Origin of the sequence: Streptomyces sp. NPDC059895 (assembly GCF_042731035.1) — a bacterium.
Classification (GTDB): domain Bacteria; phylum Actinomycetota; class Actinomycetes; order Streptomycetales; family Streptomycetaceae; genus Streptomyces.
The window spans coordinates 374,194-394,984 of sequence record NZ_JBHWKO010000001.1 but is presented as its reverse complement, the minus strand read 5'-3'; the positions used below and the strand labels follow the sequence as shown (position 1 = coordinate 394,984).

20 protein-coding genes and 2 pseudogenes are annotated in these 20,791 nt (G+C 71.4%); 14 read left to right on the top strand and 8 right to left on the bottom strand.

Annotated features, from left to right (window positions below; all coding sequences use genetic code 11):
- Positions 1-126 precede the first annotated feature (126 nt).
- The 5 genes from ACFV9M_RS01670 (at position 127) to ACFV9M_RS01650 (ending at position 4,869) form a co-directional block, all read left to right on the top strand.
- Positions 127-2,280 (top strand): PhoH family protein, encoded by a 2,154-nt coding sequence (locus tag ACFV9M_RS01670; RefSeq protein WP_385065051.1) that lies wholly within the window; start codon positions 127-129, stop codon positions 2,278-2,280.
- A 13-nt stretch (positions 2,281-2,293) separates the two neighbouring features.
- Entirely contained in the window at positions 2,294-2,791 is a 498-nt protein-coding gene (gene ybeY / locus ACFV9M_RS01665; protein ID WP_385065049.1) for an rRNA maturation RNase YbeY, read from the top strand.
- Positions 2,788-4,092, top strand: a complete 1,305-nt coding sequence (locus ACFV9M_RS01660) for a hemolysin family protein (protein WP_385065047.1) — start codon at positions 2,788-2,790, stop codon at positions 4,090-4,092. The genes ybeY and ACFV9M_RS01660 overlap by 4 nt, the downstream gene beginning before the upstream one ends.
- Complete coding sequence (locus ACFV9M_RS01655) at positions 4,089-4,448, top strand: MmcQ/YjbR family DNA-binding protein (protein ID WP_385065044.1); 360 nt, start codon at positions 4,089-4,091, stop codon at positions 4,446-4,448. Before ACFV9M_RS01660 ends, ACFV9M_RS01655 begins: the two co-directional genes overlap by 4 nt.
- A gap of 67 nt (positions 4,449-4,515) precedes the next feature.
- Positions 4,516-4,869 (top strand): cytidine deaminase, encoded by a 354-nt coding sequence (locus ACFV9M_RS01650; RefSeq protein WP_385065042.1) that lies wholly within the window; start codon positions 4,516-4,518, stop codon positions 4,867-4,869.
- Between the two features lie 71 nt (positions 4,870-4,940).
- On the opposite strand, the gene ACFV9M_RS01645 is transcribed toward ACFV9M_RS01650, so the two are convergent.
- Together ACFV9M_RS01645 and ACFV9M_RS01640 are read right to left on the bottom strand one after the other, a co-directional pair.
- On the bottom strand, positions 4,941-5,279 hold the full coding sequence (locus tag ACFV9M_RS01645; RefSeq protein ID WP_385065040.1) for a P-II family nitrogen regulator: 339 nt from the start codon (positions 5,277-5,279) through the stop codon (positions 4,941-4,943).
- Positions 5,276-6,595 carry an ammonium transporter gene (locus ACFV9M_RS01640; protein WP_385065303.1) on the bottom strand — a complete coding sequence of 440 codons (1,320 nt, stop codon included), beginning with the start codon at positions 6,593-6,595 and terminating at the stop codon, positions 5,276-5,278. The genes ACFV9M_RS01645 and ACFV9M_RS01640 overlap by 4 nt, the downstream gene beginning before the upstream one ends.
- Positions 6,596-6,757: 162 nt before the next feature.
- Between ACFV9M_RS01640 and era the strand changes: the two genes are divergently transcribed.
- Positions 6,758-7,711, top strand: a complete 954-nt coding sequence (gene era, locus ACFV9M_RS01635; RefSeq protein ID WP_385065037.1) for a GTPase Era — start codon at positions 6,758-6,760, stop codon at positions 7,709-7,711.
- A 214-nt stretch (positions 7,712-7,925) separates the two neighbouring features.
- Here era and ACFV9M_RS01630 read toward each other — a convergent pair whose 3' ends face one another.
- Entirely contained in the window at positions 7,926-8,192 is a 267-nt protein-coding gene (locus ACFV9M_RS01630) for a protealysin inhibitor emfourin (RefSeq protein ID WP_385065034.1), read from the bottom strand.
- A 50-nt stretch (positions 8,193-8,242) separates the two neighbouring features.
- Positions 8,243-9,313, bottom strand: a complete 1,071-nt coding sequence (locus ACFV9M_RS01625; protein WP_385065032.1) for a M4 family metallopeptidase — start codon at positions 9,311-9,313, stop codon at positions 8,243-8,245.
- A 319-nt stretch (positions 9,314-9,632) separates the two neighbouring features.
- Between ACFV9M_RS01625 and leuA the strand changes: the two genes are divergently transcribed.
- From leuA to ACFV9M_RS01610, 3 genes and pseudogenes are all read left to right on the top strand, one after another.
- The gene (gene leuA, locus ACFV9M_RS01620) at positions 9,633-11,354 is read left to right on the top strand and encodes a 2-isopropylmalate synthase (RefSeq protein ID WP_385065030.1); all 1,722 of its coding nucleotides are present in this window, start codon (positions 9,633-9,635) and stop codon (positions 11,352-11,354) included.
- A gap of 184 nt (positions 11,355-11,538) precedes the next feature.
- A complete protein-coding gene (locus ACFV9M_RS01615; protein ID WP_385069718.1) occupies positions 11,539-12,234 on the top strand; it encodes a TerB family tellurite resistance protein in 696 nt (231 codons plus the stop codon).
- A gap of 131 nt (positions 12,235-12,365) precedes the next feature.
- Positions 12,366-12,470: pseudogene (locus ACFV9M_RS01610) on the top strand (DNA-binding response regulator); the annotation flags it as partial.
- Positions 12,471-12,494: 24 nt separating this feature from the next.
- Here the strand turns inward: ACFV9M_RS01610 and ACFV9M_RS01605 are convergent.
- From ACFV9M_RS01605 to ACFV9M_RS01595, 3 genes are all read right to left on the bottom strand, one after another.
- Positions 12,495-13,421 carry a dihydrodipicolinate synthase family protein gene (locus ACFV9M_RS01605; RefSeq protein ID WP_385069719.1) on the bottom strand — a complete coding sequence of 309 codons (927 nt, stop codon included), beginning with the start codon at positions 13,419-13,421 and terminating at the stop codon, positions 12,495-12,497.
- 100 nt (positions 13,422-13,521) lie between these two features.
- The gene (locus tag ACFV9M_RS01600) at positions 13,522-14,526 is read right to left on the bottom strand and encodes a hypothetical protein (RefSeq protein ID WP_385069721.1); all 1,005 of its coding nucleotides are present in this window, start codon (positions 14,524-14,526) and stop codon (positions 13,522-13,524) included.
- Positions 14,523-15,053, bottom strand: a complete 531-nt coding sequence (locus ACFV9M_RS01595; protein WP_385069722.1) for a SigE family RNA polymerase sigma factor — start codon at positions 15,051-15,053, stop codon at positions 14,523-14,525. The genes ACFV9M_RS01600 and ACFV9M_RS01595 overlap by 4 nt, the downstream gene beginning before the upstream one ends.
- On the opposite strand from ACFV9M_RS01595, the pseudogene ACFV9M_RS01590 reads away from it, so the two are divergent.
- Positions 15,030-15,461: pseudogene (locus ACFV9M_RS01590) on the top strand (hypothetical protein); the annotation flags it as partial. The gene ACFV9M_RS01595 and the pseudogene ACFV9M_RS01590 overlap by 24 nt on opposite strands.
- A 19-nt stretch (positions 15,462-15,480) precedes the next feature.
- Here ACFV9M_RS01590 and ACFV9M_RS01585 read toward each other — a convergent pair.
- A complete protein-coding gene (locus ACFV9M_RS01585) occupies positions 15,481-16,005 on the bottom strand; it encodes a GNAT family N-acetyltransferase (RefSeq protein WP_385069724.1) in 525 nt (174 codons plus the stop codon).
- Positions 16,006-16,196: 191 nt separating this feature from the next.
- Here ACFV9M_RS01585 and ACFV9M_RS01580 point away from each other — a divergent pair, with 191 nt between their 5' ends.
- The 4 genes from ACFV9M_RS01580 to ACFV9M_RS01565 are packed head-to-tail and all read left to right on the top strand — an operon-like array spanning position 16,197 to position 20,791.
- Positions 16,197-16,970: an SCO2525 family SAM-dependent methyltransferase gene (locus tag ACFV9M_RS01580; protein WP_385069726.1), complete on the top strand. Its 774-nt coding sequence runs from the start codon at positions 16,197-16,199 to the stop codon at positions 16,968-16,970.
- 51 nt (positions 16,971-17,021) lie between these two features.
- On the top strand, positions 17,022-18,884 hold the full coding sequence (locus ACFV9M_RS01575) for an SCO2524 family protein (protein WP_385069728.1): 1,863 nt from the start codon (positions 17,022-17,024) through the stop codon (positions 18,882-18,884).
- 3 nt (positions 18,885-18,887) lie between these two features.
- Entirely contained in the window at positions 18,888-19,808 is a 921-nt protein-coding gene (locus tag ACFV9M_RS01570) for an SCO2523 family variant P-loop protein (RefSeq protein WP_385069730.1), read from the top strand.
- Entirely contained in the window at positions 19,805-20,791 is a 987-nt protein-coding gene (locus ACFV9M_RS01565) for an SCO2522 family protein (protein ID WP_385069732.1), read from the top strand. Before ACFV9M_RS01570 ends, ACFV9M_RS01565 begins: the two co-directional genes overlap by 4 nt.

Below are 20,791 nucleotides of genomic sequence, written 5' to 3'. Positions count from 1 at the left end.
AGAGGCTGTCCGTATGAAAAGCCCTACGGTGTTGTCAGCCCCCTGGCGTACCCTTGAACTCGCCAGGCCGCCCTCGTGGCGGGCGAGACGCATCCGGGAGGGACGTAGAGGCCTTCGGGCCGGCCTATGACTCAGACACCCACAGCTCACACGCCCGCGCAGGGCAAGGCGAGAGCACAGTTCACCGTTCCCGCCCAGCACCCCATGGTGACCGTGCTGGGATCCGGCGACTCCCTCCTGCGCGTGATCGAGACGGCTTTCCCGGCGGCCGACATCCACGTCCGGGGCAATGAGGTCAGCGCGGTCGGCGACCCGCGGGAAGTCGCCATGATCCAGCGCCTGTTCGACGAGATGATGCTGGTGCTCCGCACCGGGCAGCCGATGACGGAGGACGCAGTGGAACGCTCGATCGCCATGCTGCGGGCGAGCGAGAACGGGACGAGCGACGGCCAAGAGACCCCGGCCGAGGTACTGACGCAGAACATCCTGTCCTCGCGTGGCCGCACCATCCGCCCCAAGACCCTGAACCAGAAGCGGTACGTCGACGCGATCGACAAGCACACGATCGTCTTCGGCATCGGGCCCGCGGGCACGGGCAAGACCTACCTGGCCATGGCCAAGGCGGTCCAGGCCCTCCAGTCCAAGCAGGTCAACCGCATCATCCTGACCCGTCCGGCGGTCGAGGCGGGGGAGCGGCTGGGCTTCCTGCCCGGCACCCTCTACGAGAAGATCGACCCCTACCTGCGCCCGCTGTACGACGCGCTGCACGACATGCTGGACCCGGACTCGATCCCGCGCCTGATGGCGGCGGGGACCATCGAGGTCGCGCCGCTGGCCTACATGCGCGGCCGCGCGCAGCCTGTCTTCACGAACGTCCTGACTCCGGACGGCTGGCGCCCCATCGGCGACCTCCAGGTCGGTGACTGGGTCATCGGCTCGAACGGCGAGCCCACCCCGGTGCTCGGTGTCTATCCGCAAGGTGAGAAGGACGTCTACCGCGTCACCGCCCAGGACGGCTCGTGGACACTCTGCTGCGGTGAGCACCTGTGGACGGTCAGGACCCGCGACGACAAGCGCCGTGACAAGCCGTGGCGGGTCCTGGAGACCCAGGAGATGATCGGCAACCTGCGTGCGGCACACGCACGCCGGTACGAACTCCCGCTGCTCACCGCACCGGTCTGTCTCCCGCAGCGAGAGGTCCCGATGGATCCCTACGCTCTGGGGCTGCTGCTGGGCGACGGATGCCTCACCGGTTCCACCACGCCGTCCTTCGCCACGGAGGACCCGGAACTGGCCGAGGCGCTGGAAGCTGTGCTGCCGGGTGTCGCGGTGCGGCACAAGAGCGGGCCGGACTACGTTCTCCACCGGATCAAACGCTCAGGCGACGTGGTCGCCTTGGAGAACCCGGTCACGCGTGTTCTGCGCGAGCTGGATCTGCTGCGCACGCGCTCGCACACGAAGTTCGTCCCGGACGACTATCTCCGCAATTCGGCCGAGGTACGACTGGCCGTCCTCCAGGGACTGCTGGACTCAGACGGTGGTCCCGTCACTCAGAAGGACCGCACCTGCCGGATCCAGTACACGACGACGTCGATTCCGCTCCGCGACGACGTGATCTCGCTGGTGCAGTCACTGGGCGGAGTCGCGTACACCCGTCGCAGGGCTGCGGAAGGCCGTGTGCCGGGTCTCGCCAAGGGCCGGGAGGCGGCGTACCGGTATGACGCCCACGTCATCGACATCCGCCTTCCCGAGGGCATCGAGCCCTTCCGGCTGGCCCGCAAGCGTGACAAGTACCATGCCGCCGGAGGCGGCGGACGCCCCACGCGCTTCATCGACAGCATCGAGCCGGCGGGCAGGGAAGAGACCGTCTGTATCCAGGTGGCGGCCGAGGACTCCCTCTATGTCACCCAGGACCACCTGTTGACGCACAACACGCTCAACGACGCCTTCATCATCCTCGACGAGGCCCAGAACACCTCCCCCGAGCAGATGAAGATGTTCCTCACCCGCCTCGGCTTCGACTCCAAGATCGTGATCACGGGTGACGTGACCCAGGTCGACCTGCCCAACGGCACCAAGTCCGGTCTGCGTCAGGTCCAGGACATCCTGGAGGGCCTGGAGGACGTGCATTTCTCGCGCCTGTCGTCCCAGGACGTCGTCCGGCACAAGCTGGTGGGCCGTATCGTCGACGCGTACGAGATGTACGACAGCACGCACGGCACCGAGAACGGCACCCACAAGGGCGGCCGGGGCAGGCAGTCCGGGCACAAGGGGAAGTAGACCGAGCACGACCATGTCGATCGACGTCAACAACGAGTCCGGAACCGAGGTCGACGAGCAGGCGATCCTCGACATCGCCCGCTACGCGCTGACACGGATGCGCATCCACCCGCTCTCCGAGCTCTCGGTGATCGTCGTGGACGCCGACGCCATGGAGCAACTGCACATCCAGTGGATGGACCTGCCGGGGCCGACGGACGTCATGTCCTTCCCGATGGACGAGCTGCGTCCGCCGTCGAAGGACGACGACGAGCCCCCGCAGGGCCTGCTGGGCGACATCGTGCTGTGCCCGGAGGTCGCCGCCCGGCAGGGAGCCGAGGCCCCGACCAAGCACTCCATGGACGAGGAGCTCCAGCTGCTCACCGTCCACGGCGTGCTGCACCTGCTGGGCTACGACCACGAGGAGCCCGACGAGAAGGCCGAGATGTTCGGCCTCCAGGCGGCCATCGTGGACGGCTGGCGCGCGGAGAAGGGCCTGACCGGCCCGTCCCCGGCCCCGACCGTGTCATGAGCGTGACCCTCGTGGCCGGGGCGATCGCCCTGGTCGTCGTCGCGTGGCTCGCCGCCTGTGCGGAGGCGGGCCTCGCGCGCGTCTCCAGCTTCCGCGCCGAGGAGGCCGTCCGCGGCGGGCGGCGCGGCAGCGCCAAGCTCGCCCAGGTCGCCGCCGACCCCACCCGCTACCTCAACGTGGCGCTGCTGGTCCGCGTGGTCTGCGAGATGGCGGCCGCCGCGCTCGTCACCTACGCCTGCCTGCGGGAGATCGACGGCACCGCCCCCGCCCTGCTGGCCGCGATCGGCGTGATGGTCCTCGTCTCCTACGTCGCGGTCGGCGTCTCCCCGCGCACCATCGGCCGCCAGCACCCGCTGAACACGGCGACGGCCGCCGCCTACGTCCTGCTGCCGCTCGCGCGGATCATGGGCCCGATCCCGTCCCTGCTCATCCTCATCGGCAACGCGCTCACGCCCGGCAAGGGCTTCCGCCGCGGCCCCTTCGCCTCCGAGGCGGAACTGCGCGCGCTGGTCGACCTCGCCGAGAAGGAGTCGCTGATCGAGGACGACGAGCGGCGCATGGTCCACTCCGTCTTCGAGCTGGGCGACACCCTCGTCCGCGAGGTGATGGTCCCGCGCACCGACCTGATCGTCATCGAGCGCTACAAGACCATCCGCCAGGCCCTCACCCTCGCCCTGCGCTCCGGCTTCTCCCGCATACCCGTCACCGGGGAGAGCGAGGACGACATCGTCGGGATCGTCTACCTGAAGGACCTGGTCCGCAAGACGCACATCAGCCGCCACGCGGAGAGCGAGCTCGTCTCGACGGCGATGCGGCCCGCCGCCTTCGTGCCCGACACCAAGAACGCCGGCGACCTGCTGCGCGAGATGCAGCGGGACCGCAACCACGTCGCCGTCGTCATCGACGAGTACGGCGGCACCGCCGGCATCGTCACCATCGAGGACATCCTCGAGGAGATCGTCGGCGAGATCACCGACGAGTACGACCGCGAACTCCCGCCCGTCGAGAAGCTCGGCGAGGACCGCCACCGGGTCACCGCCCGCCTCGACATCACCGACCTCGGCGAGCTGTACGGCCTGGAGGAGTACGACGACGAGGACGTGGAGACCGTCGGCGGCCTCCTCGCCAAGGCGCTGGGCCGGGTGCCGATCGCCGGGGCGTCGAGCGTCGTCGAACTGCCCGACGGGCGCGAGCTGCGGCTGACGGCGGAGGCCGCGGCCGGCCGCCGGAACAAGATCGTGACGGTGCTGGTGGAGCCGGTGTCCCCGGCGGTGGCCGGCGACGGGGAGAAGCCGGAGTGACCCCGCAGGAGCTGCGCGCCCGCTGCCTGGCCTTCACCGCGGCCGAGGAGGACTTCCCCTTCCGGCCGGAGATCTCGGTCTTCAAGGTGCGGGGCAGGCTGTTCGCCCTGACGAACCTCGACGCGCGGCCCCTGACCGTCAACCTCAAGTGCGACCCCGAGGACGCCGTCCGGCTGCGCGCCGAGCACCCCGGTCTCATCGTCCCCGGCTACCACATGAACAAGCGGCACTGGAACACCGTGACCGCCGACGGCGGCCTCCCGGACCGTCTGGTCCGGGAGCTGATCGAGGACTCGTACGACCTGGTCGTCGCCGGTCTGCCGCGCGCCGAACGCCTCCGCCTCGACCGCCCCTGACCGGGCGGCGGGGCGTGGGGCACCCCGGGGCCGGACGGCGGCCGCGCCGCTTTCGTATGCTCGGGGCATGACCGACACCAACGCGCTCGACCCCGAGGACCGCAAGATCGTCACCCTGGCCCGTTCGGCACGGGCCCGCAACGGCGTGCCCGAGGGGGCCGCCGTACGGGACGAGACGGGCCGTACGTATGTCGCCGGGACCGTCGACCTGCCGTCGCTGAAGCTGAGCGCGGTGCAGACGGCGGTGGCGATGGCGGTGGCGTCGGGGGCGAAGGCGCTGGAGGCGGCGGCGGTCGTGACGGAGGCCGGCACCGCGTCCGAGGCGGACCGGGCCGCCGTCGCGGACCTGGGCGGTCCGGGCACCCCCGTGCTGGTGGCCGGGCCCGACGGCGCCGTCCGGCTGACCGTGTCCGCGGGCTGAGGGCGACCGCGGGCTGAGGCGACCGCGGCCCGGAGCGCGTCAGCCCGCGTGTGCGCCCGGAGGGCGTCGGCTCAGAGCGCGTCGGGCCCGCGCTCGCCCGTGCGCACCCGCACGACCGTCTCGACCGGCAGGGCCCACACCTTCCCGTCGCCGATCTTCCCCGTCTGCGCGGCGCCGACGATCGCGTCGATCACGGCGTCGGCGTCCGCGTCCTCGACGACGACCTCGATGCGGACCTTCGGCACCAGGTCGACCTGGTATTCGGCGCCGCGGTACACCTCGGTGTGGCCGCGCTGGCGGCCGTAGCCGCTGGCCTCGGTGACGGTCAGACCCTGCACGCCCATCTCCTGGAGGGCGGTCTTGACCTCGTCGAGGCGGTACGGCTTGACGATCGCGGTGATGAGCTTCATGCCTGCGTCTGTGCCTTCTGGGCGGAGGAGAGGGAGTGGGCGCCGACCGGGGCACCGTGGCCCAGGACGCCGTGATCGTATGCCGTCTCGGCGTGCACCGTAAGGTCCAGGCCGGTGTGCTCCTGCTCCTCGTCCGCGCGGAACCCGATCGTCTTGTCGAGCAGCTTGCCGATGCCGTACGTCACGAGGAAGGCGTACGCCCCGACGACGGCGACGGCCACCAGCTGCTTGCCGAGCTGGGCGAGCCCGCCGCCGTACAGCAGGCCCTCCGGGCCGCCGGTCATCGACTCCACCGCGAAGACGCCGATGAGGAGGGTGCCGATGATCCCGCCGACCAGGTGGACGCCGACGACGTCCAGGGAGTCGTCGTAGTTGAGCTTGAACTTCCAGCTCACCGCGTACGAGCAGACGGCGCCGGCGGCGAGGCCGACGACCAGGGCGCCCAGCAGGGAGACGGAGCCGCAGGACGGCGTGATCGCGACCAGGCCGGCGACGGCGCCCGAGGCCGCGCCCAGCGTGGTCGGGTGCCCGTCGCGCTTCTGCTCGACGAAGAGCCAGCCGAGCAGTCCGGTGCAGCCCGCCGCGAGGGTGTTGAGGAACGCGGCTGCCGCGAGGCCGTTCGCGCCGAGGGCCGAGCCCGCGTTGAAGCCGAACCAGCCGAACCAGAGCAGGCCCGCGCCCAGCATCACCATGGGGAGGTTGTGCGGGCGCATCGCGTCCTTCTTGAACCCCAGGCGCGGGCCGAGGACCAGGCACAGCGCCAGACCGGAGGCCCCCGAGACGATCTCCACGGGGAGGCCGCCGGCGAAGTCGAGGGCGCCGAGCCGGCTCATGATCCAGCCGCCCGGGCCCCACACCCAGTGGGTCACGGGAACGTATACGAGGAGCGCCCAGACGGGGACGAAGACCAGCCAGGCCGCGAACTTGGCCCGGTCCGCGATCGCGCCGCTGACCAGGGCGGCCGTCAGGATCGCGAAGGTGAGCTGGAAGGTGGCGAAGAGCAGGGTGGGCACGGTCCCCTGGACGCTGTCCGGGCCGAGACCGGCCATTCCGGCGTGTTCCAGGGTGCCGATGAGGCCGCCGCCCGCGTCGTCACCGAAGGCGAGGGAGTAGCCGGCCGCCAGCCACACCACCGTGACCAGCGCGATCGACACGAAGCTCATCATCAGCATGTTGAGGACGCTCTTCGTACGGACCATGCCGCCGTAGAACAGGGCGAGGCCCGGTGTCATCAGCAGGACGAGGGCGGTGGCGGCGAGCAGCCAGGCGGTGTCGCCGGTGTCGATCGGTGCGGCGAGGGTCACGGTCGTCTCCAACGGGGTGGGGGCTCGTCCGAGATTCACGGCCTCGCGTTTCCGGATGTGTACGGGTGTGTTTCGGTGACGTTTCGTTGCGTACGGGTTTCCGTCACCTCACGCGCGGTGACGGGCTCGGGCGGTGGTGCGGCGCGGTCTTGGGGATCAGGGAGAATGGGCGGCATGAGCGTTCGTACCCAGTCATCCGAACAGCCGGCCGAGGCCGCCCACCGGGCCGGTTTCGCCTGTTTCGTGGGCCGCCCCAACGCCGGCAAGTCCACCCTCACGAACGCTCTGGTCGGAAAGAAGGTGGCGATCACCTCCAACCGTCCGCAGACGACCCGGCACACCGTGCGGGGCATCGTGCACCGGCCCGACGCCCAGCTGATCCTGGTGGACACCCCGGGCCTGCACAAGCCGCGCACGCTGCTGGGCGAGCGGCTGAACGACGTCGTCCGCGCCACCTGGGCCGAGGTCGACGTGATCGGCTTCTGCCTGCCCGCCGACCAGAAGCTCGGCCCCGGCGACCGCTTCATCGCCAAGGAGCTGGCCGGGATCAAGCGGACGCCGAAGGTCGCGGTCGTCACCAAGACCGACCTGGTGGACAGCAAGGCGCTGGCCGAGCAGCTGATCGCGATCGACCAGCTCGGCAAGGAGCTGGGCATCGAGTGGGCGGAGATCGTGCCCGTCTCGGCGGTCGGTGACCGGCAGGTCGAGCTGCTGGCGGACCTGCTGATCCCGATGCTGCCGAAGAGCCCGCCGCTCTATCCCGAGGGCGACCTCACCGACGAGCCCGAACAGGTGATGGTGGCCGAGCTGATCCGCGAGGCGGCGCTGGAGGGCGTGCGCGACGAGCTGCCGCACTCCATCGCGGTGGTCGTGGAGGAGATGCTGCCGCGCGAGGACCGTCCGGCGGACAAGCCGCTGCTCGACATCCACGCGAACATCTACATCGAGCGGCCCAGCCAGAAGGGCATCATCATCGGCCCGAAGGGCCGCCGGCTGAAGGACGTGGGCATCAAGTCCCGCAAGCAGATCGAGGCGCTGCTGGGCACGCCCGTCTTCCTGGACCTGCACGTGAAGGTCGCGAAGGACTGGCAGCGGGACCCCAAGCAGTTGCGGAAGCTGGGCTTCTGAGCGGGCTTCTCGCCCACCCGCCCGCCCGTCTCGGTCGGCCGAGTGGTGGCCATGGCTTCGGGGCTGCGCCCCGGGCCCCAGACGGGGCCGGGCCTCGGCCCCGCGGCCTCTGCCCGTCAGCCCGCCCGCGGCCTCTGCCCGTCGCCCCGCCCCGGCCTCTGGCCGCAAGCCGCCCCGGCCTCTGCCTGCCCATCACCCCCCGCGGGAGGGCCGGTCACGCCCCCTCCTTCAGTACTCGGGAGATCAGTCTCCGCTGTTCCTGTGTGAGCCGGGGGTCGGCGGCGTACACCGTCGTGCCGTCCACGGTGATCTGGTAGCTGAAGCCGTCCGGGACCCCGACGGGGGGTACGTTCCGGCCGGCGGCGATCGCTTGGTCCGCCAGGGCGTGCCACTCCTCGGCGTCGGGCCGGCCCGCGGTGTCCACCTCGGCCCGGCGCTCGACGCCCGCGAACCCGCCCGTGCGCCTCACCTGAATACGCATGGGTCCTGTCTAGTACGAAACGGGCGCGCCGCCCACCGGAACACCACCGGTCAGAGGATCCGCACCCCTACCTGTTCCCACGCCTTCTGCACGGCCCGGAGCTCCCCGCTCCCGTCGCCGAAGCGCTGGCGGGCGGCCTTGGCGGTCAGTTTCGCGAAGTCGGTGAACAGGGCCCGCTCCGACAGTTTGCCGCCGGTCAGCACGTCGTACCAGATCTGGCCGGCCTTCTCCCAGGCGAAGCCGCCGAGGGCGGTGGCGGCCAGGTAGAAGGCGTGGTTGGGGATGCCGGAGTTGATGTGGACGCCGCCGTTGTCGCGGCCGGTGCGGACGTAGTCGTCCATGGTGGCGGGCTGCGGGTCCTTGCCGAGGACGTCGTCGTCGTAGGCGGTGCCCGGGGCCTTCATGGAGCGCAGTGCCTGGCCGGTCACGTTCGGGGCGAGGAGTCCGGCGCCGATCAGCCAGTCGGCCTCGCCGGCGGTCTGGCCGAGCGTGTACTGCTTGATGAGCGAGCCGAACACGTCGGACATCGACTCGTTGAGGGCGCCGGGCTGCCCGTAGTAGGTGAGGTTCGCCGTGTACTGGGTGACGCCGTGGGCCAGCTCGTGGCCGATCACGTCGACGGCGTTGGTGAAGTCGACGAAGATCTCGCCGTCGCCGTCGCCGAACACCATCTGCTCGCCGTTCCAGAAGGCGTTGTTGTAGTCCTCGTCGTAGTGGACGGTCGCGTCCAGGGGCAGGCCGTCGCCGTCGATGGAGTGGCGGCCGTAGGCCTTGAGGAAGAGCTCGAAGGTGGCGCCGAGCCCGGAGTAGGCGCGGTTGACCGTGGCGTCGCGGCCGGGGTCCTCGCCCTCGCCGCGGACCTTGGTGCCGGGCAGGTCGGTCCCGTGGCGGGCGTCGTAGATCGTGCGCAGCGGCTGGTCCGACGGTGCCTTCGCGGCCGGGGCGGCGGCCAGCCGGAACTCGGTGGTCACCCGGCGGCGGGAGCGCAGCTCGCTGTCGCGCACCAGGGTGCGCCGGGCGGGACCGGAGAGCGCGGGGTCGTCGTGGTGGGCCAGCCGGTCGAGGACGTGGGGCGGTACGACGGTGCAGAAGACGGGCTCGAGGCCCCCGTGAGTCGTCATGCCGGGCACCCTTGCACTGTGTGATGGAACTGTCACTGGTGGCAACCATGATTGGTGAAAAACGGTGACATGGGACCCCGGGCGGCACCCCCGAGTGGTATGGCGCACGTTTTGCCCTGTTCGTCCCCGCGGTCCCGCATACTGGAACAGGCCCGCGTGCCTGATGCGGCTCGGCTAGAGTGCGGAGCACTATGCGTTTCGGGCTGCTTCTCCTTAGCTGCCGCGGCGAGGGCCTGTAGTCGAGGCCGACCCCCTCCCCGCGGAGCTTGGCGTTGCGTCGTCGGCCGTCCTTCCGGACATCCAGAGGAGCCACCGCACCATGGCGAACCGCCAGCAGCCCAGCACCATGCCGGTCCACAAGTACGGCCGGTACGAGCAGGTAGACCTCCCCGACCGGACCTGGCCCGAGAAGCGGATCACCGCCGCTCCCCGCTGGCTCTCCACCGACCTGCGCGACGGCAACCAGGCCCTGATCGACCCCATGTCGCCCGAGCGCAAGCGCCGGATGTTCGACCAGCTGGTCGCGATGGGCTACAAGGAGATCGAGGTCGGCTTCCCGGCCTCCGGCCAGACCGACTTCGACTTCGTGCGCTCCATCATCGAGGAAGAGGGCGCGATCCCGGACGATGTCACCATCTCCGTGCTGACCCAGGCCCGCGAGGACCTGATCGAGCGGACCGTGGAGTCCCTGAAGGGCGCCCGGCGGGCCACCGTCCACCTGTACAACGCCACCGCGCCGGTCTTCCGCCGGGTCGTCTTCCGCGGCTCCAAGGACGACATCAAGCAGATCGCCGTCGACGGCACGCGGCTGGTCATGGAGTACGCCGAGAAGCTGCTGGGCCCCGAGACCGAGTTCGGCTACCAGTACAGCCCCGAGATCTTCACCGACACCGAGCTGGACTTCGCGCTGGAGGTCTGCGAGGCGGTCATGGACGTCTGGCAGCCCGGCCCGGGCCGCGAGATCATCCTCAACCTGCCCGCCACCGTGGAGCGTTCGACGCCCTCCACGCACGCCGACCGCTTCGAGTGGATGGGCCGCAACCTCTCCCGCCGCGAGCACGTCTGCCTGTCGGTCCACCCCCACAACGACCGCGGCACCGCCGTCGCCGCCGCCGAGCTGGCGCTGATGGCCGGCGCCGACCGCGTCGAGGGCTGCCTGTTCGGGCAGGGCGAGCGCACCGGCAACGTCGACCTGGTCACCCTCGGCATGAACCTGTTCTCCCAGGGCGTCGACCCACAGATCGACTTCTCCGACATCGACGAGATCCGTCGTACGTGGGAGTACTGCAACCAGATGGAGGTCCACCCGCGCCACCCGTACGTGGGCGACCTGGTCTACACGTCCTTCTCCGGCTCCCACCAGGACGCCATCAAGAAGGGCTTCGACGCCTTGGAGGCCGACGCGGCCGCCAAGGGTGTGACGGTGGACGACATCGAGTGGGCCGTTCCCTACCTGCCGATCGACCCCAAGGACGTCGGCCGCTCCTACGAGGCCGTCATCCGAGTCAACTCGCAGTCCGGCAAGGGCGGTATCGCGTACGTCCTGAAGAACGACCACAAGCTGGACCTGCCGCGCCGGATGCAGATCGAGTTCTCCCGGCTCATCCAGGCGAAGACGGACGCCGAGGGCGGCGAGGTCACGCCGAAGGACATCTGGGCGGCCTTCCAGGACGAGTACCTGCCCAACCCCGAGAACCCGTGGGGCCGCATCCAGGTCAGGACCGGCCAGTCGACCACCGGCACGGACGGCGTGGACAGCCTCACCGTCGAGGCCACCGTCGACGGCGCTGACACCGTCCTGACCGGCTCGGGCAACGGTCCGATCTCGGCCTTCTTCAACGCCCTGGAGTCCGTCGGCGTCGACGTACGCCTGCTGGACTACCAGGAGCACACGCTGAGCGAGGGCGCCTCCGCGCTGGCCGCCTCCTACATCGAGTGCGCGATCGGCGACAAGGTCCTGTGGGGCATCGGCATCGACGCGAACACGACGCGTGCGTCGCTGAAGGCGGTCGTCTCGGCCGTCAACCGCGCGAGCCGCTGATCACCCTGACGGGGAGTTTGGGGCCCCGGCCGCCGGTGACGGCGGCCGGGGCCCGTCGTATATCGGCCATCCCTTCGTGGAGGTCACGGAAAGGTCTCGTCCTGGGTGCTGACTCCGCCCGCGTGATGTGGCTAACATCACGCAGACGCACGGCGATGTTGCCGTGCGGTGACGGAGGTGCGACGTGCTGCCAGGACGGGGACGAGACGGCCGGGCCGGCGGGATGGCCCGCATCCTGGGCACCCGCACCGCGTGGACGCCCGTCGGGGACGGCGAGTTCTTCTGCCCCGGCTGCGGCGGCGACCGCAACTACCAGCGGCTGACCGGCCGGCGCCGCCTCACCCTGCTGGGCCTGCCCGTGCTGCCGCGCGGCGCCAGCGGCCCGATCGTCGAATGCGTCTCCTGCCTGCGCCACTTCGGCACCGACGTCCTCGACCACCCCACCACCGTCCGCTTCTCCGCCATGCTCCGCGACGCCGTCCACACCGTCGCCCTCGCGGTCCTCTCCGCGGGCGGCAGCTGCACCCGTACGTCCCTGGAGACGGCGGCCGTGGCGGTGCGCGCGGCCGGCTTCCCGGAGTGCACGCGTGAACAGCTCGCCGCCCTCGTCGACGCCCTCGCCGCCGACACCGGCCGCTCCTACGGCCCGCCCTGCGCCCCCGGCCTGGCCATAGAGCTCCACGAGGCCCTCGACCCGCTCGCTCCGCACCTCGCCCCGGCCGGCCGCGAATCGATCCTGCTCCAGGGCGCCCGGATCGCCCTCGCCGACGGCCCGTACACCCCCGCCGAGCGTGAGGTCCTGGCCACCGTGGGCGCCGCGCTGACGCTCCGCGCGGACGACGTCACCCGCCTGCTGGCCACGGCACGGACCCCGTCCTGATACTCCCCGGGGAGTGGTCCACCGGGCCGGCCGCCCGCCGCAGTACCCCGAACCCGCCTTCACGCGCGACGATCCGCGCCGCCGGGGCCGGAAGTCCGAAAGCCGCAACCGGACGTCCGCGCCGAAGGGAGGCCCGACTCATGGGCAAGCCGGGCGCCCGGGACCGGGCCCAAACGGTCATCGTGGCCCACGAGTCGGGGCTGGTGACACCGGGGGCGGCCGGCACCCCCGGCTGACCCGCCCCGGCCCCCTCCCGGCGGTCAGAGCAGCCCGGCCTCGATCAGATGCCGCTGCACCCGCTCCACCTCCGGCGGCGACAGCGGCACCTGGGGCTCCGCCGTCGCCGGGCAGGCGATCACGCCCTGGAGGTGCAGCGCCGCCTTGAACGCGCCGATCGCCGCCGAGCTCGCGCCCATCCGGGCCGGGTCGCCGGCGCCCACGATGCGGAACAGGGCGCACAGCCGCTCCTGTTCGGCCCGCGCCGCCTCCAGGTCGCCCGCACGCCACAGACGGTCGAGACGGACGTAGGCGTGCGGGTCGACGTTGGCGAAGCCGGGGACCGCCCCGTGCGCGCCCAGTGCGAGGGCCGCGTCGACGAGCAGCTCGGAGCCGGTCAGGACGCTGAAGCCGGGACGGGAGCGGGCGCCGGCGACGACCTCGCGGAAGCCGGCCAGGTCACCGCTGGAGTCCTTCAGCCCGGCCAGCACCCCGTCCGCGGCCAGCTCCAGGACGACGTCCGCGGGGAGCTTGGTGTGGACGGCGGCGGGCAGGTCGTAGGCGAGGACGGGGACCGGGCTCGCGGCGGCGACCAGCCGGTAGTGGCGGGCGATCTCCGCCGGATGGGTCCGGGTGTAGAAGGGCGAGATCACCACCACCGCGTCCGCGCCCGCCTCCGCGACGGACGCGACCTGGTCCAGCACCCGGGGCGTCGTCATGTCGATCGCCCCCGCCAGCACCGGCAGCTGGCCGCCCACGTGCGCCACGGTCGTCTCCACCACCAGCCGGCGCCGGCGGTCCGTCAGGTAGGCCGCCTCCGAGGTCGTGCCGAGCACGAACAGCGCGTGCACCCCGGCCGCCACGAGATGGTCGACCAGCCGCAGCAGCGAGTCCACGTCCACCTCGCCCTCCGGTGTCAGGGGTGTGCACAGGGGCGGGACGACACCGGTCAGCGGGGCGGGCAACGGCATGAGGACTCCCTGGCGGCTGGACGTGCGGGCGACGCACGGGCGAGGCGGGGCGACGCACCGGCGACCCACGGTCGACCGGGGAAGTGTCCCCCCGCGAGCCCTACGGCAGTGTCTTCCCGTACGTCGCGTCGGTGTCGGAGTCGTAGACCAGCTGGCCGGCGGCGTCGTAGCCCTTGATGTGCGGAGCCGCCGTGACCTGCCGGCCCAGGACGCCCGCGGCGACGAACCAGCCGTGGTCCAGCGCTGCCGTGGCGCTGCTGTCGCCGTAGGACACGGTCACCTTCGCCACCGAGGACCCGACCCGGCCGATCACCCCCCAGCGGAACGGCAGCCTCCAGGCGCCCTTGTCCAGGACCGACTGCTGATAGAGCTTGCCGCCGTTGATGTCGGCCGTGACCGGGCCCGCGCCGTCGGCTCCGGCGTCGGCGGTGCCGGTGTTGACGCCGGACGCCTCCCCGCCCTTGACGGTGCAGATCACCCGGAAGCCCGCGGGCTCCTCCTTCACCGCGACGACGTACGCGCCGTCGCCGGGGGCGTTGGTGTCCCCGGTGCTCCGCATGGCCAGGACGATCCGGTAGTCCTCGGCGCGGCCCAGGGAGCCCTTGCCGATGCCGCCCGACTCGTGCGCCCCGCCGTAGGCGAGGCACTTCTCCAGCCCGTCCGCCGCCTGCTGATACGTCACCCCGTCCAGCAACTGCCCGTCCGTGGCGGGCCGGGCGGGCCCGTCGGCGTCGGGCGCCGGGGTCGGGGTCGCCTCCGTGCCGTGCGGGGTGCTCACCGACGCCATCGGCGTCGCCGGGCCGGTGCCCCGCCCCCCGTCCCCCCCGGCCACGGCGTACGCCCCCACCGGAACGACGGCCAGCGTCGCCAGCGCCGCGCCCGCCGCCGCGATCCGCCGCCGGCGCTCCAGCACGCCCCGCCGCCGGATCGCCGGGTAGGGCGCGGCCGCGGGCCGGACGGCGTACGCGTCCTCCTCCAGCAGCCGTCGCACCCGCTCCTCGAACTCCCGCTCGCTCACCGCGTCGTGCGTCTCGTGCGCCGCGTGCGTTTCATTCGCGGCGTGTGCTTGGTGTGCTTCGTTCGGCTCGTCCGCTTCGTGGTTCACTTTCCGCCTCCCCGCCCGGACACCCGGCGGCGGTCGTGCGCCAGCCCCGGATACGTACGCAACTTCGCCAGCGCCTTCGAGGCCTGGCTCTTGACCGTGCCCGGCGAGCAGCCGAGCACCTCGGCCACCTCCGCCTCGGACAGGTCCTCCCAGTACCGCAGGACCACCACCGCCCGCTGCCGTGCGGGCAGCCGGGCCAGCCCGGCGAGCAGCGAGCCGCGCTCCTCCACCCGCCCGACGGCCTCGTCGCGCCCCGCCACCTCGGGAGGCGCCGCGGTCAGCGCCTCCGTGACCCGCCGCTTGCGGAACCGGTCGCTGTTGCAGCTGACCAGCATCCGCCGGACGTAGGCCTCGGGGTTGTCGCTGCGGGATATCCGCCGCCACGACCGGTACGCCTTCGCCAGCGCGGTCTGCGTCAGGTCCTCCGCGTGGTGCACGTCGCCGGTGAGCAGATACGCGGTCCGCACCAGGCGCGACCAGCGTGCTCTGACGAACTCCTGGAAATGGGCCTCTTGTTCGGCCTGCATCAAGCACCCTCCTCGCCCTCCAGACCACCGCGCGGCCGGAATCGGTTGCCCGTCCGTCGCGGCCGCGTTCGAATGGGGGCATGGCCGCCGCGGGTCCCCTGGGAGGCGCGGTGGATCCGCCGGCCCGACTTCCGGCTGCCCGCCGACCGGGCCGACGCGCGGGCGGCGCTCGCGGAGGCGTGGCGGAGGGCGGCCGAGGCGGGGGTCCCCCCGCGCGAGGGTGTTCGAGCGTGGGGGGACGGTCGAAGTCGCCTGCGGCGGCGGACGCGGCCGTACGGGGACGCGCTGGCCTGTCTGGCGGTGCTGGACGGCGTACCGGCCGGGGAGGCGGTCGCGTTCGTGCGCCGGCACCACGACCGGCACGCCGTGGAGACGCCCTGGCAGCGGGGTTACGTACGGAAGTTCGGCCGGGCGGGCGCCGTGGACGTCACCGGCGAGGCCGCGGACGGGGCCGCGGGGTGGACCACGGGCGGGGCCAGAGGCCGCGACGGCGCAGGGTGAGCGTCATCAGCAGACGGTGCTCGCCGGGCCCGAAGTAGTCCTTGCGGGGGCCGTCGGGGTCGGGCACGAAGCCGAGAGAACGGTAGAGGGCGACGGCCGAGTCGTTGCCGGGTTCCACGGAGAGCGACACGGACCGCACGCCCGCCGCGCGCAGATGGCCGAGAATGCGCGTCATCAGCCGCCTGCCGTGGCCCTGTCCGCGCAGTCCGGGGGCGATGCCCAGGCTGAGGATCCAGCTCCGGGCCGCGTCCGGCGGGGTCGACAGCACATAGCCGCCGAGGTCCGTGCCGTCCTCCAGCACGAACACGAAGTGCGGGAACGAGGCGAGGAGCTGGCGCAGCACGAAGTACGGGTACGGGTCGCCCGGGAAGGCCTCCGCGTCGAGACGGACGATATGGGGGAGATCCTCCTCCGTGGCCGCTCTGATCCGTACGCGCCTTTCTCCGGACACCTGGCTGTCCGTCGAACCGGCGACCGACGGAAAACGATCTCCGGGAAGAGGAGTCATACCGTCCCCTTGTGAAGGATCGACAAAGTGAATGGCCCGTGCGCTGCTTCTTGTGCGATATGCATACCCGATCGTCCATCATTGCCCGGTGCATCCACGCCTTCAAGACCTCCGCGTACTGCTAGGCTGAACCAATGACCTCGGGATCGCCCACAGCCGACGTAAAGAATGCCGATGTGCCCTGGGACGCCTTCGATCCCGAGGAGTACATCAAGCGCAATTACATCGCGATCCAGCCGGTGGACCGGGAGATCCTCGCCCGGGTGCGCGATCACTTCCGTGATCATTTCCGAGGCTCCGCGGGCCGTGTCCGCGCCGGTATCGACGTCGGCGCGGGGCCCAATCTCTATCCCGCCCTCGCCATGCTCCCCTGGTGCGACCGGATCACCCTGCTGGAGCGCTCCGCGGCGAACATCGGCTACCTCGAGAGCCAACTCCCCGGCTACGACGCGAACTGGGACCAGTTCTGGGACGTCCTGCGCGAGCGGCCGGAGTACGCCGAGTCCGGCCTCGATCCCCGCGCACGGTTCGCGGAAGCCGTCGGCAAGCCCGTGGCGGGCAGCCTCTTCGACCTCTGCGGCGGGGACGAACGCTGGGATCTCGGCACCATGTTCTTCGTCGCGGAATCGATCACGGCCTCGCTCCAGGAATTCCGTGACGGAGTGGGCTGCTTTCTGCGTTCCCTGAATCCGGGCGCACCCTTCGCCGCCGCATTCATGGAACATTCCGAGGGGTACAGCGTCGGCGCGGAGAAATTCCCCGCCCGGGACATCGACAGTGCCGAGGTGGCCGGGGTGCTCGCGGACTACGCAGAAGGTGTCAGGATCCACCGCATGGCCAATCCGAAGCACCTGGTGCGCACCGGATACACCGGAATGGTCCTGGCCTGCGGACGGCGGAAACACTGACTCCCGATCCGTTCTTTTCCATGGTGACGGGCCTGTGCGAGGGGAATGGGCATGCAGATCAAACCGAGACAGAATCTGCTGGAAGTGTGGCAGGCCATCGCCCGTCATTCCTTCGGCGGCGGAGAATGGGACTGGGGTGAATGGGGCGGCCGCAGCAGCGTCGCCGACGCGGAGCGGCTGCTGTGCCTGCTCTACCCCGCCACCGAGATCGCCGCGTTCCGTCTCGACGACCCCGACACCACCCAGCGGGACGTGGAACGGGCACTGAGGCACGCGGGCGACTCCAGTGAGATCCCCGGCAACCTCGTCAAGGTCCTCTCCGAGTTCATGGAGCAGCACCGCGGCGAGGAGAGCCCCACCTTCGCCGGCGGCTACTACTTCTCCTCCCAGGACCCCGACCAGGAACTCTCCAAGGAGCAGCGGGACGTGGGAGTCGTCGACTCCTACTCCATGTCGGTCACCCTGTGCCTGGCCACCCTCGGCTTCCTCAAGGTCTACCGGGGCAGGACCCAGCGCGCGAGCACCCTGGAGCGGATCGACCGGCTCCAGGAGGCCACCAGCGCCCGGCTGACCGCCGCCATGGTGAGCCTGCTGCGCTCCTTCACCGTCAACGTCGTCGACGTCTCCTCCGACCAGGGACAGGCCCTCACCCGCCTCCTCGGCCAGGGCCGGCTCTCCGAACGGCAGGTCCTGCACCGCTTCCAGGACCGCTTCAAGGCGCTGCGCGCCGTCATCAGCGAGAGCGTCACCCTCGGACTCGACAGCGACATCACCGACGAACTCCGCAACGAGAACCGGCTGTTCGAGTGCGGCTGGGCCTGGAGCCTGGTGAAGGGCGCCCCCGAGATCGACGTCGAGGAGGAGACCGCCGCGGGCATCGGCAAACAGCCCGCAGGCGTCGCCCACCCCACGCCCTACCTGTACTTCACCGTCGTCGCCCTCGACGGCATCCCCGACCTGTTCTCCGAGCGCACCCTCGTCCTCGGCCTGCTCAACGCCGAGCAGCAGCGGCTGGCCGAAGCGCTGCGGCTGCGCTGGGAGATCACCCAGCAGTACTGGTCGGCGATCGCCCGCTTCGGCGACGGCACCTGGCCGCTGGAGGAGATCCCCTGGCGGACCACCCTCCAGCAACTGGAGTCGGAGTACTTCTCCCTCTCCGTCGCCTCCATCCTCGTCCACGACCTGGTCCGCCGCCGCGCCACCGACGACGACCTCACCCGCACCGTCAAGGTCATGGAACGCCTCGCCGAACGCGGCCGCATCACCAGCGGCATGACCCGCGACGACCCGGCCATCGTCCTGCACGACCCCGGCGTCGGCCTGCCCCTGCTGGGCAGCGACGCCCTCGGCCCCGCCATGACGTGGACCATGGCGGACTTCTCCGCGCAGCTGCTCAAGCGGACCATCCAGCTCTGCTCGCTGTCACGGAACCTCGCCTCCCAGGACCGCCTGCTGCGCCTCGCCGAGGACATCCTCGACCACCTCTGGCAGCGCCGCATCAGCGAGGGCGACGGCACCGGCCTGTGGGACGACGTGCACGCCGTCTACGCCGACGCGCCGGCCCGCCGGGGCCCGCTGTCCTGGAGCGTCACCGAGCGCGTCACCGAGTGCATGGTCGCCGCGCACGCCCTCTACGACCAGCCGCCGATCCGCAGCGCCGAACTCTCCCTGCTCGCACGGGCGCTGATCAGCGAGTCGGCCCACCTCTTCGGCAAGGAGCAGATGGAACAGCCCGCCCCCACCCCCAGGAGCCCCCAGGGCGAGGAGATCAAGGGGATCGAGGCGGACCTGCGCCGCGCCCGCCACCTGGTCGACGAACAGCCCGGCACCGCCTACGCCCTGGCCCTCGGCGTCCTCACCCGGCTGGACACCCTCGCCCGGGCCCGGGGCGACAACGGCCCCCAGGGGGTGTGAGGCGTGCTCGTCTTCGCCGCCTCCGACAAGGGGGGCACCGGCCGCTCCGTCACCAGCGCCAACCTCGCCTACCACCTCGCGCTCGACGGGGACGACGTCTGCTACCTGGACTTCGACTTCGGCTCGCCCACCGCGGCCGCCGTGTTCGACCTGCCCGACATCCTCACCGAGGCCGAGGGCCGCGGCCTGCACGCGTACCTCAAGGGCAAGACCGGCGAACCCCTCCGGGTCGACGTCTGGGCCCGCACCGAACACCCCCAACTGCGCAGCCGGCCGGGGGGATCCGGACGGCTGGTGCTGCTGCCCGGAGACCGCACCGGCGGGGAATTCGTCACCGACGAGGAGAATCTGCACCGCTGCGTGGACCTCGTCCTGCGGCTGAAACGCGAATTCGACGTGATCATCGTCGACCTGAGTGCCGGACGCAGTTATGCGATGGACCTCGCACTCGCCGCGACCTCACCGCGCGGCGGGCTCGGACGCCTGAAAACCCGATGGCTCGTCTATCACCGCTGGACCCGGCAGCACGTGATGGCGGCCGCCGAACTCGTGTACGGCAGACAGGGCATTGTGCAGGCCGGTGCCGCCATGGGCCACGACACCGATTCGCTTTCCGCCGCGATCCGCTTCGTAAGGGCCGCCGTACCGAATCTCGACTCGCCGCTCTGGTCGCAGGTCTCGCCCGCGCAGTACGCGTGGATGCGGCAGTGCGACACCCAGCTTGAGGAAATCGCCGCCGGCCGCGGTATCGGCAGGACCCGGGTGCTGTCCGCCATTCCGCTGGAACCCGTGCTCCAGTGGCAGGAACGGCTCATCACCGACGAGGACGTCCACGACCGCCGGATCGCCAACGCCGAGACCTGGCAGGCGATGGGCGAACTCGCCCGGCGCCTCACCGACGACAAGCACTGGGGGCAGCTGTGAGCGGGCCGGAGACCGTCTTCCGGGAGACCAGCGCACAGCCGCGCACCGAATCCGTGCCCTATTCCCATCTCTCCCTGGAACTGGGCCACTTGTACATGGAGGACTTCGTCGAGGGCCCCGACCGGCTGCGCCGCCACTTCGCCGCCGTACGGCCCTGGGTGGAGGCCGCCCGGGCCGGCGTCGGCCCGCTGCCGGCCGGCAGACGGCCCCGGATCAGCACCTGCTTCCTGATCGACGACTACTTCAGCCGCCTGTCCACCCCCGCCGAGCTGATACCCCCGCTGCTGGCGGCGGCCGCCGACGCGGGCCTCACCATCGACTACCTGGCCCGCGAGTCCGGCTGCGCCGCCGCCGAGCCGGGCCGGCGCGACCGCGCCGCACTCGCCGAGTCCGTCCTGCACCGGCTGGTGGAGTCCCCGCCGCCCGGCAGCAACGGCTTCCGCCCGCCCGTCAGCCGCACCGGCTGGCTCACCAACGGCCGCCGCGCCCCCACCCACCGCACCTCCGCCGCCCTGGACGCGGCCGGCGGCGTCTGGGAACCCCCGAGCGAGACCGGCGCCCGCGGCCACTCCGTCTTCATGGACGTCGAACTGTGGAGCGGCCCCGAGGACGAGCGCACCTGGTCCTGCGCCTTCCTCGCCTCCGTGTGGCAGCTCGTCCGGCTCGGGCTGCTGCGCGACAACGGCAGCGCGGTGCTCACCCCCGCCCCCTGGGACGCCAAGGAATTCCCGTCCGAGTGGGACGCCCTGCCGCCCGTCGTCCGCCTCAACCCGCTGGCGGCGCCCTTCACCGCCTACACCACGTGCAGCGTCCTGCCCGCCCGGTTCCTGCCCGTGGAACACGCCGTCCGGGTCGTCCTCGACCAGGTCCACGTGGAGCCCGAGGCGCTGCGCCAGGCCGCCGAGCGGTCCGCCGGCGAGGGCTTCCCCGTCCCCGCAGGCGTCGTGGACCGCACCTCCTACGTGTTCCCGCCGGGGCTGTGA

What these genes read in the sequence shown, in the direction of transcription:
- ACFV9M_RS01595 (WP_385069722.1), bottom strand. Translation starts at nt 15,053, where the DNA reads ATGCAGGCCGAACAAGAGGCCCATTTCCAGGAGTTCGTCAGAGCACGC.
- leuA (WP_385065030.1), top strand. Translation starts at nt 9,633, where the DNA reads ATGGCGAACCGCCAGCAGCCCAGCACCATGCCGGTCCACAAGTACGGC.
- ACFV9M_RS01625 (WP_385065032.1), bottom strand. Translation starts at nt 9,313, where the DNA reads ATGACGACTCACGGGGGCCTCGAGCCCGTCTTCTGCACCGTCGTACCG.
- ACFV9M_RS01580 (WP_385069726.1), top strand. Translation starts at nt 16,197, where the DNA reads ATGACCTCGGGATCGCCCACAGCCGACGTAAAGAATGCCGATGTGCCC.
- ACFV9M_RS01605 (WP_385069719.1), bottom strand. Translation starts at nt 13,421, where the DNA reads ATGCCGTTGCCCGCCCCGCTGACCGGTGTCGTCCCGCCCCTGTGCACA.
- ACFV9M_RS01645 (WP_385065040.1), bottom strand. Translation starts at nt 5,279, where the DNA reads ATGAAGCTCATCACCGCGATCGTCAAGCCGTACCGCCTCGACGAGGTC.
- ACFV9M_RS01575 (WP_385069728.1), top strand. Translation starts at nt 17,022, where the DNA reads ATGCAGATCAAACCGAGACAGAATCTGCTGGAAGTGTGGCAGGCCATC.
- ACFV9M_RS01670 (WP_385065051.1), top strand. Translation starts at nt 127, where the DNA reads ATGACTCAGACACCCACAGCTCACACGCCCGCGCAGGGCAAGGCGAGA.
- ACFV9M_RS01630 (WP_385065034.1), bottom strand. Translation starts at nt 8,192, where the DNA reads ATGCGTATTCAGGTGAGGCGCACGGGCGGGTTCGCGGGCGTCGAGCGC.
- ACFV9M_RS01650 (WP_385065042.1), top strand. Translation starts at nt 4,516, where the DNA reads ATGACCGACACCAACGCGCTCGACCCCGAGGACCGCAAGATCGTCACC.
- era (WP_385065037.1), top strand. Translation starts at nt 6,758, where the DNA reads ATGAGCGTTCGTACCCAGTCATCCGAACAGCCGGCCGAGGCCGCCCAC.
- ybeY (WP_385065049.1), top strand. Translation starts at nt 2,294, where the DNA reads ATGTCGATCGACGTCAACAACGAGTCCGGAACCGAGGTCGACGAGCAG.
- ACFV9M_RS01660 (WP_385065047.1), top strand. Translation starts at nt 2,788, where the DNA reads ATGAGCGTGACCCTCGTGGCCGGGGCGATCGCCCTGGTCGTCGTCGCG.